Genomic DNA, 14474 nt, shown 5'->3' on the forward strand with positions numbered 1-14474 from the left:
AAGCGGGGGTCGCCAGCTTTAGACGCTCAAATTAAATTTGTTTTCTGAGGAGGTGCCTTTTACGCAACAAGAATACTGCCCGTGTTTATTGGTGTGCAGAGTCAAAAACCTGTTATTCTAAATTTAGTCGGACAGTAGTGAAAACATTAGAAATATTTTCCACCATAGGTATGGCTCCAGCGTCGATTTCTCTGGCTATGTTGATAAGTTTTTCAGCAATAAGATTTTCAACTTCGACTTAAGCAAGGAAATTGAGAAAATGATTGACTCTCATATAGCCAACATTGCCAAGGATATTAAGGTCGACTCCTACAAATACCAGCTAAGTAACTATGTCAATTTTTTAGTTCAATGCTTCATCGCTGCAAAAATTTGTACCCCTAGGGATATCGTTAAATTCAAAAATGCTGGCAATATTAATTACAAAGGTTTTCTGCTCCCAGGCAATTCAAATATCAGAAACTATGAACTACTTATTCCAATAATCTTTGATATTCTTTCAGAAATGTTTGGCAATAATTCCAAAATATCTTCATTTTTTACTCAGTGTGTTGAAAATATAGAAAACATTCAAGGAAATATAGATATTCCATTTTCGAGAGATATTCTATTAAACTCTGCATTGTTCATGTATTCCTTAAATAATTCAATTAAAGATGAAAACAATTTTGTTTATGAATACAGACAGATGACTATAAGTTTTATGGTTCAAAGAAAGCATTATGCGAATAATGGTTCTAAATCAACATACTTTGCTATTTCCCTAGAAAAAGAATCAGAATATAAACATTTAGTAAAACTCTGTTTTGAAATTCTTAATGATGCCTTTACTAGTTATATAAAAATTAAGAACAACTAAACCGCGCCATAGAAATACCTAGCAAAAAAGCATTTCCTGTAAATTGCGTGAAACTAATACTTTTCTTTTTGTAACTTGCCTAAGCGTAAAGTGCCAGTTCTTTTTTGGTAAGGAAATCGTTGGTCGACAGCAACCGGAGGAGCGTAGCACTTTACGCAAACTTTTTTTTATAAAATATGACCCCATCCTGGCCTTCCCCTAACAGGGGAAGGAATGTGCTAACACTCCTACAGCTTGTTACAATAACCTAACCTCGCATAGAGAGGGCCTCACCCTTGTAGGGGAGGTTGGTGGGGGTCAGGTCACCATGCCAAATGACACCTTCCTAGCCTTCCCCTAGCAGGGGAAGGAATGTGCTAACACTCCTACAGCTTGTTACAATAACCTTACGGTCCATAGAGCGAGTTCCCCCTAATAGGGGGAGTGGTGAGGATCAGGTCACCATACCAAACGACCCCATCCTGACCTTCCCCTAACAGGGGAAGGAACGTGCTAACACTCCTACAGCTTGTTACAATAGCCTTACGGTCCATAGAGCGAGCTCTCCCTAATAGGGGGAGGTTGTGAGGGTCAGGTCATAATATACCTCTCTCGTCCTGCAATTTCCAACTGAATTCGCGCCACAACCTGTAATAAGTCTTGCATGACCTGCTCATTGGTGAAGCGAATTACCTTGAGATCGTAGTTAAGCATTATCTCGTAACTCCTATCCTCATCGTGCTCCCGCTGTGAAAGGGAGTTATGGTAACCTCCATCCACCTCAATAATTAGCCTCAACGGATGACAATAAAAATCTGCAATAAATCGGTCGATTGGATGCTGCCGACGAAAGCGATAGCCCAACCGTTTTTGTCTAAGTGCCTGCCATAAGATCTTTTCAGCCTCAGTTGGTCGTTGCCTCAACTCTCGAGCCATCGCTATGGTAGAATCGGTGGCGTTGCAGTACATTGAAAATGATGATTTCATATCGTTCCGCATTGCATTCAAGCTCAAGTTACGGCAAAATCACAATGCATCCTTAACCTACCTATGTAAAATGACCAGACGACCCCTTCCTGGCCTTCCCCTAACAAGGGAAGGAATGTGCTAACACTCCTACTGCTTGTTACAATAGCCTTAAGGTCCATAGAGCGAGCTCCCCCTAATAGGGGGAGTTGTGGGGGTCAGATAATTTCGCCAAGTTACTCCTGCATAACGTTACTAGTAGATTTCCGCATCTCAACATTTCCATACTTTTCCTAAATTGCAGGAATACATAAAAACATCACCATGCCCAACAATAATCTATCGCAACTACTGCTAAACTTTTTGCTGCAGCTGGTTCCCTCTCCCGACGAGGGTATTGAAGCACTTCTGGAGTCGATGGAGCATAGGAAACTGGTTCATAAGGAGCATCTGGTGATGGCGGGTGAGGTAGCTCAGAGTATTGTGTTTTGCGCCAACGGCTACTTCCGCTTTTACCACTACCTGCCCAACGGCACGGAAGTAACCAGCGACTTTTACTTTGCACCCAACGTTGCCACCTCCTACACCAGCTTTATCACCCGTAAGCCATCAGCCGTTTACGTGCAGGCCATGGAGGATATGGAGGTGCTGACCATTGGTCATGAGCAGCTAATGGAACTCTACCATCGTTACCCCAGCGTGGAGCGAATAGGAAGGCTGATGGCCGAGCAGGTGGCCATAACCTCCGAAAAGCATCTGTTCAGCCTGCTAAACTACAATGCGGAAGAGCGCTACGCTGCACTAATGCAGGAGCATCCCGAATTTATCCAACAAATTCCGCTTCATTACATAGCCTCCTACCTTGGCGTAACCCCCGAAACCCTTAGCCGAATTCGCCAGCGAATCCGCTGACACTCCCATTTCTTGACATTTGTCAAGAGCCACTCCTCACCGGCAACCTTACTTTGCGATTCGGAAAACAAAATTCGAGTCCCATGAAAATGTTCATATCTACATTGCTCGCGCTGGCCATGCTCTGCAGCTGCGCCTCATGCCAAAAGGAGGAACTACACTTTACCCAAGGAGACATCCGAATCGAAGTAAAGACGGGAGAACACTGGCTGCACGATTTCCCGATTCTGCTGGGAATATCGAAAAAGAATCCTCCCCAGTTTGCCATTTGGATAGAAGACACAGCCGGAAACTACCTCACCACCATTTTTGCCACCTACAAAATTGCCACCGAAGGCTGGGTAAGCAATGGAGGCAATCGGCGCAAGGAAGCGCTGCCATACTGGTGCCATAAGCGAGGTATTGTTTACCCCGACGGGCTGATGCTCCCAACCAAGTCCCAGCCGCTCACCGACGGTATTACAGGTGCAACACCAACCGGCGACAAAATAATTCAGGTAAGGTTGAAGGAACTATCGCTCCCTGTCGTCATCAAGGCCGAGTTTAACCACTCGCTGGATTTTAACGACAACTTCCCCAAAAACGCTTCTTCCGGTAACGCCAACTATTCTGGGGGAAAAATGGGAAGCGGTCAACCCGCCGTGGTTTATTCCGGTACGCTTTATCCCAATGCCACCACTCCACTCTTTCTCACCCTCGTTAGCCACAGTAGCCCCGATGGCTCCAGCGGCAATCTATACACCGATATGGATAAACTCACCACCGCCAAGAGCATCGTTAGCTACATTAAGGTAGAAATTGTAAAATAGCGCGACATGAAAACTACAACAATACTAATCCTAGGACTATTCATTGGCAGTTCACTTACTGGACAGGCCCAAACAAACAACCGTATTGCGCTACAACTCTCGCACAACCAAGTTACCATAAGCTATCGCTTACAAAGTGATAAAATTCCAGTTTGGGTAGAACCCTACGTTGGAGTGGCCAATCAGGATGTCAATGCCAAATTCGACGACAAGTTAGGTGGCCTAAAAGTTGGCATTCCACTGTATTCAACTAACCGATTGAACTTCTACGCTGCGCTAAACACGGGTATTTATATTCCTGTTAACCATCTATACAAAGCTGCCACACCCTACCTGGGTGCGTTGGGGGGTGTAGAACTTCAGTTGGGGAAAAATCATCACCATGGTCTCCTTCTGGAATGCGGTTACACCTATGGAACTCGCGATTACAGGCAATACTACGAAAGTAAGTTGGTTGCTGTAACTACCGTTGGAGAGTTCAAAGTTTCGCCACTCTACTACGCGCTTGGGTATTGCTACAAATTCTAACCTACGTTCTACATTACAACCCGCCCAACCCATCGAGCAAGCTGGTGAGCGCAGCATCGGATGAGGCGGTAAGGCTTACATCTAAAGTTGAATCCTGCGCTACCGTAATGTTTGAATTGTAGACGTAAGGGGTTCCCGAGCTAATGCCAATCAGTATAACTTTCACGCTCTCACCCACGGGCAAGTTGCTTGCCGTTTGTGAGGTTACCTGCTTTAAGCACTTAAGGTTGGGGAAGTAGAGAAACTTGGCAACATTATCCAGGTTGTCGGTAGTGGAGCCAATGGTGTAGGTTGCGGCTGCGGGTGCCGAGGTGGCCTTTCCACAGCTCACCCAGCCCAGCTGAGCTATATCGCCACTGTAGCCATATGCTGTAGCTGTAAAGCCACCTGCAGGGGTATCTACCCAATTTACTGTTGTACCGCTCTCCGCTCCGTAGTATATCAGCATGTTGGCTATGGGTGCAGCGTTAGGTATTTCCACTGTCCATGTCATGGTTGGGCGCAGCACCAACTCCTGATTATCCTTAAATGCCCTAACCCGAACCTCGCCGGCGGTGGTCAGCAGGGTTAACCCGGAGGTGGAAGGCATCTGGTAATATATCATATCCTTGGGGGTGTAGAGCTCCACCAACTTTACCGTGTAAGGGTAGTGCACGCTATCGCCATTGGCAAACATCAGCTTCTCCTTGGCCGCCCAAACCTTGGTTCCCATATTTCCAACAATGGGTCCGGGTCCATCCTGGGTAATCTCAAAGTCCTGCTCCGCCGGCTTGTTGGCGTTAAAATAGTCGGTCGACGATTCATAGCTGTTCTTCTGGCTCTGTTCTGGCTCCACCCTCTCTTTGGAACAGCTGGCAAAAACTCCAAATCCAGCCATGGCAACAATTGCCAAAAGCACCTTAACATGTTTCAAAGTTTGCATCGTCGTATTGTTTAGTTTTTTGTATTTCAAAATTAACACTTCTCCTAAAATAACATGCTACCGCCTACGGTGTAGCGGCTCGCCGTAGGCTGGACAACCGGAACCGCCGCCGCCCTTGCTCTTGCATCCAAAGGTGTAGGCAATGCCCAACCGCAGGTTGGCCTCCCGCCACTTAACGTTGTACCTACATTCCAGAAACGGGTAAAGGCAGCGGTTTAGCTTTATACCGGCCCCCGCTTCAGCATCCCAGTTGGAGAACTTGGCGTTTTTTACAGCACTATTTTGGTAGTTAATCCAGCCATTGTAACCACCGTGCAGAATACCGTAGCCGGTCCACTGCTTTGCTTTAATTACATTCAAGTGAAGGCTGGCACCAGCGTAGAACTCCGTTACCTTGTTGAAGGCCGGATAGTAAGCTACCTGCGGCACTATGCTAAAATACTTATAGGGCAGCTCAACCCTCAGTCCTGCACCGTAACTCGAGGTCTGAATATTGTAGATTACCTCTCCACCCAAAGCAGTGTGCTGAGCCTGCAGAACAGAACTAAATGCCACAAATGCTATGGTGGCAATGAATAATTTCGCGCTATTTGCCATGGTACTTACTGCTTTTGATGAGCAATATAGATAATTGCAACTAGGTGGCAAAATTGGAAATGGGTCCCTTAACTTATAGTCCCCTCTTTACAAGAAAGTTTTAATTGAAATATTGCAAAAGGCCAAACTAACAGTAGTTTGGCCCTTGTATTTTAAGAGAAAGATTTATCTGCTTTTTTATTACTACAATTTAGTACTCAAGACTGCCATTTTGTTATTTATATTTCAAGTTAGCTTTTATAACCAAAATACCATTTATTATTTATTAGCAAAAAAAACCTCGTTGCTATAAACTGTGTAACGTGCATTTTTTGTGTACGCTCTTAAATAATACTTCATCCCTCCTTCAAGACCGGAGTAAATAGTATCGTTGAACCCAGTAAGATTTTTTGCCAGTATACCCAAAGACACATAGTGAAATTTAGAAGGGTCATTGTGATGCCATACATCCACAATAACAAACCCATGATCGATGATTTCAAGACTATCCTTATATGCAATATTAGCATGGAACGCCACATACTTATTTGGCATTACATCGAGCTTATCGATAACTACAAAAGGGTAATCTTTAGGTTGAACCACAGCGTCCTTCTCACAACCTATTTGTAGAAAGGAAATGGCGAGAAGGATAATAAAAGAGCAGTATCTCATGGCTATATGTTTATTTCGAAAAGAAAGGTAATCTCAGAATCGCTCATCGAAGATGGATGAGCTAGACCCAAAACGGAACTGTAGCGCACCTCCAAGAAGATGGACCGTCGGTAGCTGAGCCTATACTCCACCCCTCCTCCAAATGAATATCCAAATTGCATTTTATCAACTAGCGGATATGGGCCAAGATCAGCAATATTTACCCTGTTATTTATAATTGTAGACTCGTATAAATGGTTAATATTTTGAATGTTATACGAGAATATGCCTCCTGCATTTGCAAAGGGGCGTATTTTGTTTGAAGGGTATGCATACCGTAAAAGCAACGGCATCTTAATGCCGGATAAAGTGGAAATATAATCAACATCCATGTTGCCAAACACCCCGGTTCTCGATATCCGCTGTTGTGAAAAGTATGCCTCCGGATGAAACGAAAAGTCACTTGTGCGAATTGGCTCATCAAGAAACACACCAACTATAAATCCTCCCTCGTAGCTAAAGTTGAGCAGATTCAAGTCAGCCATCTGCTGCAAAGGAACCTGCTTTACCAGCTCATAGCCAACTGTAATACCATATCGAAAATAGGGAAAAGGTTTGGATACACATCCGTTATAGCGCGAGATTAACTTTGCCATAGAGTTCCTGCTGTAGCGAACAAGCTTGGCAGCATTCGCCGCCATTGGACAGCCCGACATTAACTCGACCAGCTGTTTGTTAAAACGCTGGTTCTGCTGGGAGCGCCGCGGTAGTTCAAAAGTAGAGATGCTGTCTTTTTCAATGAAAAAGTGCCTTCTCCAACCCTGTTTATAGTAATACATCGTCAAACCGGGCTTCCCCAAGCGCTCCATAAAAACCCGGTGCGTAGAATCACCATTCGGTACACTCTTTGAAATATATACGCGTCCATTCTTACACCCAAATTCTTTTATTTGATTGGGCGAATACGGAACGAGGTGATCCCCAACCTTGATCTGGACCAACTCGGAAGTATGGTACCCACCAATCAGATTTTTCCCAGTTGAAAAGGAGCTGTCCTTAAAATAATACTCGTTCTGCCCACTGGTGGTAAAAGGAAGTATAAAAAACAATGCTATTATATACCAACACTTCATCATAAGCTAGCTATTTGAAAATTGCATATGTTTTGTAACGGATAAATTTCTCATTAAAAAATAATTCTTGGTTTCACCTCCAATGTTTCTTAACAATTGAGGTCTATATTAGAATCGATAACCTAATAAGAAATAGTATCTGGTTGATAGTGAAGAAAGCAACTCATATTCGGAAATACCATTTCCAGTTTCCCGCACAACTTCAAAAGAATATCGGCGAAAATCAGTTCCTAGGCCAACCACATAACCAAACTCATATTTTCTTACATCGTCTAATGCTTTCCCAATTTCTTCGCCATACAACTCTGACTCAATTCTTTTATAGTTAGTAGAAGTAGCTGCAAATCCAAAAGAAATACCTGCGTTACAAAAAATAGTAAAATCTCCAACAGCATAGTTATATCGTGCCATATTGAGCATTTTGATATAGGAAAACCCAAGAGATACGTATGTGGTGGAGTAACTATTCTCCTTCACATAATCACTAAACTTAAATTTTGTATACAATAACTTACTGGCTATAGACCACTTTTTCAGGTTTCGTGGAAGAACATAATTGAAGGATAATCCTCCCGTGACGTTTACAGAATTACTCATATCAGCATTTACAACACGGATGAATACTCGATTATCGCCACTTTCAAATTTCAATGATGTTGTTGATATCCCAGCGACTACACTAACTTTCATTGATCCCTTTTCTGTTTTCTTCTGAAAATCAATCCCAGAATTAGTGCATTTATTGTAGAAGAGAAATAGGTTTTCTATACTCCTCAGATTGTACTTAACAGAGGACAATTTAGACATAACCGAAGGGCAATCGTTAAGGTAAAAAGAGAGCTGACCCAGATACTTGTTGTTTTCAGAAACAATAGTTTGATCATGATCTTCCTTCAAATACCGCTTGTAAACTAACAATTCGTAGGATGAACCACTTTTAATATAGAACTGTTGTTCACCCAGCCTGTTAGTGTAGGTATACAAACTTTTTTTGCCCTTTAAAATCGCCTGCAAGAATGTTGTATCATTTTCAAATTTTACCTCATTGTTGTATTCGAGATCATTTGTTTTAAAAGGGCTGACCTCTGTCTTTATTATGGCACTTTCATAAATTTCATCGAGAACACTAAATGCCTTAATTTCTGTAGGAAAGAACACTACCTTATCGTCCGTCAGCTTTTCCTTGAAGGATATTTTTTTTGGATTCTTCTCCCAATTACGATAATCAATAAAACCGTGCAGTGTATCACCTTTAAACGATACAATATATCCTGCAATGTAGTTCTCCTGGCTAAAGATTGCTTGGAACATTAAAAGAAATAAAATAGTAAGCAGAGTTCTCTTCTCAGTAATCTTTGTTTTCATGTTTATAATTTTATCAACTCTTTTCGAAATTTCGTTATCGGTAATACAAATCTAAATAAGATTATTTTTTATTCCTATACAGAATAGGAGAAAACTGCAATAAAAATTTATTTGTAATGCACCAGCCTAACAAACAACGAGTTGGAATAAATGATATCTATCAACTAAGCAAAAGAAAAAAAATTGTGAAGAATTTCGATTGTAATTATGCTATGCACAACTTAACAACGGCTGCAAAGTCAAAAGTTTAACTCAATAATATTCCGAAATATATAGCTAACCCTAAGCATATCTTACTCAACGAGATTTCTCCTCTGCCAACACGCCCAACCCGGTGGATTATTTCTATAAGTGAATCACAAAAGATAATATCAAACCCAGCACAATTAGCACGCTAAATCCAGCAATCAACGGCTTACGGATTGACCTATCGCCAAAAGACAATCCATACACCATTTTTAACAGGTTGTTGCTAGTTATGGCATTTAGCACCGCCATAACTAAAACAGCACTATCTATATTCCACTTGCTTTGGAAGAGGTTTAGAATAAATGGATCGATGTCGGTTACCCCAACCACAAAGGAAAGCACGTTGATACCACCCGTTCCAAAATTCTTGTTGATAATCCCGGTAATTGTCCCAAAAAAGATGAAAAGGGCTGCAAACACCAGCGCCGTTTTAAACTCCAGCGGGTTAGTTTGCGATTTGAGGGTTATAGCCTCCCCTTCCGGCTTCGGCTTGCCACGATGAAACTTTAAAAAGAAGATGGCGATAAGAGCGGAGGCGATAATAAAAATGGCAAACGAGGGAGCCAACTTAATCGCAATATCCTTGTTGAAAAATAGGGCAAGCAGGAATATGCGCAGATACATCATGGTGGTGGCCAAAATAATGGCAGCAACCAGCTTGTTGCTCTCGGGCATCTCCTTGCTCTTTCGGGCGAGAATAATGGTTGTAGCTGTGCTGCTGTATAGCCCGCCCAATATTCCGGTAAGAATTATTCCCGAATCGGGGAACACGAACTTCTTGAGCAGGTAGCTGAAGTAGGATATGGCCGACACGGCTACTATGGCTAGCCAGAACTTGTAGGGCGAAATGTTGATTTCGGCTGATATGGGCGTATCGGGCAGCAGCGGAAGAATTACACCCGCAACCACCAAAAACTTGGCCAGCGTGATGAACTCACCATTATCGAACTTCTTTGAAAACTTAAAGAGCGTCTCCTTTATTTCTGTGATGATAAGCACCAATACTACAACTAGGATTACCATCCAAGCGGGTTGCGTATACATTAAAGGCGCAAGGCAGTAGGTGATTAGCGCAATCACGAGGGAGGTAAATCCGAATTGCTTCTTAATTTGAATTTTCTGGTAGTAGAAAATGCCAAGCAGCAGGGCAATTACCCCACCACCGCCAAGAAAGGGCGTTAAGTTTTGGGGGCTGATAATGTAGAGTATGAAACCTAGAATCCCTATTACGGTAAAGGTTCTATCGGTGCCAAAGAGGCTCTCCATCTCCTCCTCTATGTGGTGGCGACGCTGCTCCAACCCAATTAGAAGCGAGAATAGGGTTACCAGCACAAACTTTATAATGTCGGCAGGGATATGGTCAAATATTTCAGCGGCAGCTCCCATTGGGTTAGTAGGTTAGTTGAAAAGCCTATTCTTTTCGACAGCTATAAATATATCGAAAAAATAGAAATGAAGTGTAGGGTTCAATCCTTGCATCACAACTTGATTGCTAATCCACACATTACCGATAGCGATCGTATATTATCAGATATTACAAAGAAATCATTAGGTTTAATATTCACGTCAACGCTTAGTCCTAGAGAAACGGATTTATGCAGCTTAATATCGACTCCCCCCATATACGAGAAGGACTGCACTTCGGGAGAGAATGTAAATCCGAAAGCAAATCTCGGTCTTACTATTCCCTTTGGATACACGTACTCTAGCTGAACGGGAATATAATAAAGTATTCTAGATCCCAGATTGATTTCATCAACATGCGACCAAATTATCCCAGTTCTGCAGTATATTTTCTCGCTTGTTCGAGGCATCCAAAAATGACCAATAACGCCCATCTGAAAATAATTCTTGTTGCTCAAATTAAGATCACTGGTATAGCTAGCAACGCCTCCTAAGACCTCAAGTTCAACCTTCAAGGATGGCCTCACCTTCTCAAATACAATGCATGCTTGGTCTTTACCAACCTTGTTATTATAATTCTCGACAAGTTTTTTAAGATTATCATGATCAAGCGTTCTCATGCTAGCAATCCGTGATTGAAGTTCAGGCACCTCCTGGGTAAAGTAGTTTAGTACTCCAATATGCTTTGTTGATTTATAGAAATACTCCTTACCGTCCTTTACCCTAATTCCCTCTTCGTAGGGAATTTCAACTAGGTCGGTGTCACCCTTCCTCAAAAAGTAGTGGTCTCCATTGTCATCTCTTAGGTAATATAGGTTCAGATAGCCCTTAACAAGGTACTCCACAAACACCATCTTACCATTAACTTCTTTCGAAACATAGTATTTACCATCATTAAATCGATACCCAACAATATCGGCTGGGGTATATGTTACTTCATCGGCAGCGGCGTTTGTCTTAAACCCACATATCTTTCCCATCAACAAATCACCGCGATAATCAATCTCGCCAATCAATGTATCGCCAGCTGCTTTTATTACATATCCTGGTCGAAAATTTTTTTGAGCAGCTAATATGCCCGTTATGAAAACGAATCCTAAAATAAGTAATCCCCTGCGCTTCATTTGATTTAGTTTAGATAATTTCAATTTATAAATTAACAGTTGCTCCCTTGTATAGTGTTGATTGGAGTTTATTTCAACTTATACGGCGCTCGCCATTAACTAAGTAAACCTAAATAAAATTTGCTGATTATCCAAAAATTGAAAAACAGATTATTGCCAAAAGGAATCTTCCATGAAACATTTTATTGGAACAACCTAAACAGAAGTTGATTTTCTTGAGATTGAAATTGAGACTCCTACGCCCACGATGTAGGGCTGATACTTTTTCTCCTCTTCTGTCCTCGAAAACCCGACCTTCTTCAAGTCCTTATTGCCGAATTCTATTGGTGCTTGTTCAGATTGAAATTTCAGTCGGTTGTGCCAGCACATGGTTGCATGAACAAAACCATACGCGCACAAATTTCTTTCTTCATCCAGCTAATTCGAAACTAAAGGCATGGTGAATTTAAATATTGTTCCTCTCCCCTCTTCACTTTCAACCCAAATATGCCCACTATTCTTCTCCACAAAATCTTTACACAGCAACAGCCCAAGCCCTGTGCCTTTCTCACCTGCAGTTCCCGTGGTTGAGCTAAATGTTGAAGTATCAAATAGATTTGCAATCTCAGCAGGTTTAATTCCAACTCCATTGTCGGATACGTTGATAACCACCTCTCCCCCACTACTAACTGCATAAAGGGTAATATCGCCTCCGGAATTTGTAAATTTTATGGCATTAGAAATAAGGTTGCGCAGGACTGTTTTAAGCATCTCAACATCAGCAAAAAGGGTAAAATTCTCCTCAGCAAACTGCTTGATATTAATGTTTTTAGCATCAGCCGCCCGCTTTAAACTTTCAACAACCTCACTGCAAATGTCCAAGAAGTTCACCTTTTGCGGATTAAACGGCAGCTTCCCCGATTGCGCTCGTGCCCATAGTAAGGTATCTTCCAGTAAGCCAAACGTGCTTTTTGCCGTTTCGTTAATAATTTTCACCTGAGACTTAATCGTGTACTTATCGTAGTTGTCAATATTGTTGAGTAATAATTCGGAGAACCCAATTAGTGAATTAAACGGAGTTTTTAAATCGTGCGCAAGAATGGACAAAAAGCGATCCTTGTCTGCATTTAGCTCCCTCAACTGGTTGTTTAGGTTGACCAGCTCATCTTGCTCCTGTTTAAGTTTGGTAATATCGGATGAAACACCAATTAAAGCAATTGGGGCGTAGTTCTCATCATAAACAATAGATGTTGAGAGGCTAACGGTGAACTCACTGCCATCTTTTCTTACATTCAATAGCTCCCCCTTCCATCCGCCACTTAGAGTGGCAACCAAAATCTCGTCCACAATGGTGCTACTGTTGTTAGGCGAGGTAATCATGGAAATATGCTTTCCCTCCAGCTCGTCCTCGGTATAGCCATAAGTCTTTATGAAGGACTCATTTACAAATATGATATTGTTCTCCGTATCGGTGATGCTCACACAGTCAGAAATACTTTTCAGCGCGTTTGCAAGCATTGTAATCTCTCTCTCGGCCTGCTTCTGCTCGGTTACGTCCTTAACAAAACCTAAATATTGGTTTTCATCAATTTTTACCGCACTCAACTCGCCCGTGAAAGTGGAGCCATCTTTTCTTAGAAGAGTGAGCTCGCGGGAGTATTTGCCGGTGGTTTGTAAGGCGAAAATCGCCACCTTAAATCCTCTGGAGTTCTCTTGAATGGACATTTGAGAGGCATGCATGGTTAGAATCTCTTCGCGCGAATATCCTAATAGTTCACATGCAGCCATGTTAACATCGACATAAAAGCCAGCAGCGTTTATCACAAAAACCCCATCAGGAGCACTTTCAACGTAGCTTCGAAATTTTGATAAAAGCACCTCGGCACGCTGCCTTTCGTTGGTATAGTGCCTGTGGACAAAACGAATAATCAGAAAAATAAATAATGATGAGTATAGGGCGGTTAAAAAATTATCGAACCAATGAAATGTTTCAGAAGGAATTTTAACAATTAAGTCCGGTCTTAAAAGTTGAATGAGATAAACAACAACGATCAGCGCAATAAACAACGAAATAACATATTTCTTTACCCTATAAGGGACAATAAGTAGCGCCAGCATCAGAACCACCAAGGCAATCATCATGTCTGGACTATTAATACCACCATCAAACACCCATATGGTAAAAATGCCCAAAAAGGAGACTACAACTATTGGAATTTTAAGGGGTTCCATGATGTCCCTAAATCGGGCAAACCAGTATATGGTGAGAAGGGAGCCAAGCAGTACAAGGTTGGTTACAAGGGCAACGGTGGAGGGTGAAATAACTAATACGATGCTGGTGGCTACAACGCTAATCACGATTGCCAGCACAATGGCTGAAAGATAGAGCCGATTCTCCAGGGAGAGAATCTTATCCTCTGCTGCAAGGTAGCTATAGGCTATACCAATTCTACTTTTAGCCATTTTACTCCAATTAACCCTCTCAACGCACAAATGGAGATCATCCTAATAGTCCCTCTACATTCAATGGACTCGATTCACCATAGCCCTATCTAAATGCGACCGATATTCCAAGCACTTCTTTAAGTTATGACCAAGATAAACAACTGATTGCTTACCAAAAAAAGACCAATCGCAGTTTGGTGAATGTAGCCCATTAATGGTTCACTGCACCGGACCAATCGATGATATTGATCAATGCTAGGGCGGGTTTGGTAAAAATGAGAGCAGGGCCTCTCACTGGAGCGTCTTTCAACACTATCATTTTTATACATAGTTGCTACGTGTTGTGTAGCCTGTTTTAGGATGCGTCAGTACACCCACCGGGTAGCCATCAGCAACCACCGCATCCTGCGCATCGATCGGGAGGGGGTGACCTTCCTGCACAAGGACTACCGCGACGGGGCCAGGCAGAAGCCGGTTACGCTCGGCGGGGTGGAGTTCCTGCGCCGCTTCTGCCTGCACATCCTGCCGCACCGGTTCGTGAAGATCCGCTACTACGGCATCCTCAGCGGC

Annotated in this window: 14 protein-coding genes; 5 read left to right on the top strand and 9 right to left on the bottom strand. The window is 42.4% G+C overall.

What is annotated here, in order from left to right:
- Positions 1-259 precede the first annotated feature (259 nt).
- Positions 260-859 (top strand): hypothetical protein, encoded by a 600-nt coding sequence (locus tag VMW01_15460; GenBank protein ID HUW07645.1) that lies wholly within the window; start codon positions 260-262, stop codon positions 857-859.
- A 570-nt stretch (positions 860-1429) separates the two neighbouring features.
- Here the strand turns inward: VMW01_15460 and VMW01_15465 are convergent.
- The gene (locus tag VMW01_15465) at positions 1430-1825 is read right to left on the bottom strand and encodes an endonuclease domain-containing protein (protein ID HUW07646.1); all 396 of its coding nucleotides are present in this window, start codon (positions 1823-1825) and stop codon (positions 1430-1432) included.
- A gap of 303 nt (positions 1826-2128) precedes the next feature.
- On the opposite strand from VMW01_15465, the gene VMW01_15470 reads away from it, so the two are divergent.
- From VMW01_15470 to VMW01_15480, 3 genes are all read left to right on the top strand, one after another.
- Positions 2129-2716 (top strand): Crp/Fnr family transcriptional regulator, encoded by a 588-nt coding sequence (locus VMW01_15470; protein ID HUW07647.1) that lies wholly within the window; start codon positions 2129-2131, stop codon positions 2714-2716.
- Between the two features lie 83 nt (positions 2717-2799).
- A complete protein-coding gene (locus VMW01_15475; protein HUW07648.1) occupies positions 2800-3525 on the top strand; it encodes a hypothetical protein in 726 nt (241 codons plus the stop codon).
- 6 nt (positions 3526-3531) lie between these two features.
- Positions 3532-4053, top strand: a complete 522-nt coding sequence (locus VMW01_15480; protein HUW07649.1) for a hypothetical protein — start codon at positions 3532-3534, stop codon at positions 4051-4053.
- A 13-nt stretch (positions 4054-4066) separates the two neighbouring features.
- Here the strand turns inward: VMW01_15480 and VMW01_15485 are convergent, their stop codons facing one another.
- From VMW01_15485 to VMW01_15520, 8 genes are all read right to left on the bottom strand, one after another.
- A complete protein-coding gene (locus tag VMW01_15485; GenBank protein HUW07650.1) occupies positions 4067-4975 on the bottom strand; it encodes a hypothetical protein in 909 nt (302 codons plus the stop codon).
- Positions 4976-5032: 57 nt separating this feature from the next.
- Positions 5033-5572 (bottom strand): hypothetical protein, encoded by a 540-nt coding sequence (locus VMW01_15490; GenBank protein HUW07651.1) that lies wholly within the window; start codon positions 5570-5572, stop codon positions 5033-5035.
- 258 nt (positions 5573-5830) lie between these two features.
- Positions 5831-6226, bottom strand: coding sequence for a hypothetical protein (locus VMW01_15495; protein HUW07652.1), 396 nt, complete (start codon positions 6224-6226; stop codon positions 5831-5833).
- Between the two features lie 2 nt (positions 6227-6228).
- A complete protein-coding gene (locus tag VMW01_15500) occupies positions 6229-7341 on the bottom strand; it encodes a porin family protein (GenBank protein ID HUW07653.1) in 1113 nt (370 codons plus the stop codon).
- A 105-nt stretch (positions 7342-7446) separates the two neighbouring features.
- Entirely contained in the window at positions 7447-8703 is a 1257-nt protein-coding gene (locus tag VMW01_15505) for a hypothetical protein (GenBank protein ID HUW07654.1), read from the bottom strand.
- A gap of 345 nt (positions 8704-9048) precedes the next feature.
- Entirely contained in the window at positions 9049-10338 is a 1290-nt protein-coding gene (locus VMW01_15510) for a DUF4010 domain-containing protein (GenBank protein ID HUW07655.1), read from the bottom strand.
- Between the two features lie 92 nt (positions 10339-10430).
- A complete protein-coding gene (locus tag VMW01_15515; GenBank protein ID HUW07656.1) occupies positions 10431-11480 on the bottom strand; it encodes a hypothetical protein in 1050 nt (349 codons plus the stop codon).
- A gap of 417 nt (positions 11481-11897) precedes the next feature.
- Entirely contained in the window at positions 11898-13922 is a 2025-nt protein-coding gene (locus VMW01_15520; protein HUW07657.1) for a PAS domain-containing sensor histidine kinase, read from the bottom strand.
- Positions 13923-14264: 342 nt separating this feature from the next.
- Between VMW01_15520 and VMW01_15525 the strand changes: the two genes are divergently transcribed.
- Positions 14265-14474: transposase (locus tag VMW01_15525; GenBank protein ID HUW07658.1), on the top strand; the 210-nt coding region annotated here is incomplete at its 3' end.

The sequence above is a fragment of the Williamwhitmania sp. genome (assembly GCA_035529935.1).
Taxonomy (GTDB): Bacteria; Bacteroidota; Bacteroidia; order Bacteroidales; family Williamwhitmaniaceae; genus Williamwhitmania.

What these genes read in the sequence shown, in the direction of transcription:
- VMW01_15520 (HUW07657.1), bottom strand. Translation starts at nt 13,922, where the DNA reads ATGGCTAAAAGTAGAATTGGTATAGCCTATAGCTACCTTGCAGCAGAG.
- VMW01_15490 (HUW07651.1), bottom strand. Translation starts at nt 5,572, where the DNA reads ATGGCAAATAGCGCGAAATTATTCATTGCCACCATAGCATTTGTGGCA.
- VMW01_15470 (HUW07647.1), top strand. Translation starts at nt 2,129, where the DNA reads ATGCCCAACAATAATCTATCGCAACTACTGCTAAACTTTTTGCTGCAG.
- VMW01_15485 (HUW07650.1), bottom strand. Translation starts at nt 4,975, where the DNA reads ATGCAAACTTTGAAACATGTTAAGGTGCTTTTGGCAATTGTTGCCATG.
- VMW01_15480 (HUW07649.1), top strand. Translation starts at nt 3,532, where the DNA reads ATGAAAACTACAACAATACTAATCCTAGGACTATTCATTGGCAGTTCA.
- VMW01_15515 (HUW07656.1), bottom strand. Translation starts at nt 11,480, where the DNA reads ATGAAGCGCAGGGGATTACTTATTTTAGGATTCGTTTTCATAACGGGC.
- VMW01_15465 (HUW07646.1), bottom strand. Translation starts at nt 1,825, where the DNA reads ATGAAATCATCATTTTCAATGTACTGCAACGCCACCGATTCTACCATA.
- VMW01_15460 (HUW07645.1), top strand. Translation starts at nt 260, where the DNA reads ATGATTGACTCTCATATAGCCAACATTGCCAAGGATATTAAGGTCGAC.
- VMW01_15505 (HUW07654.1), bottom strand. Translation starts at nt 8,703, where the DNA reads ATGAAAACAAAGATTACTGAGAAGAGAACTCTGCTTACTATTTTATTT.
- VMW01_15495 (HUW07652.1), bottom strand. Translation starts at nt 6,226, where the DNA reads ATGAGATACTGCTCTTTTATTATCCTTCTCGCCATTTCCTTTCTACAA.
- VMW01_15500 (HUW07653.1), bottom strand. Translation starts at nt 7,341, where the DNA reads ATGATGAAGTGTTGGTATATAATAGCATTGTTTTTTATACTTCCTTTT.
- VMW01_15475 (HUW07648.1), top strand. Translation starts at nt 2,800, where the DNA reads ATGAAAATGTTCATATCTACATTGCTCGCGCTGGCCATGCTCTGCAGC.
- VMW01_15510 (HUW07655.1), bottom strand. Translation starts at nt 10,338, where the DNA reads ATGGGAGCTGCCGCTGAAATATTTGACCATATCCCTGCCGACATTATA.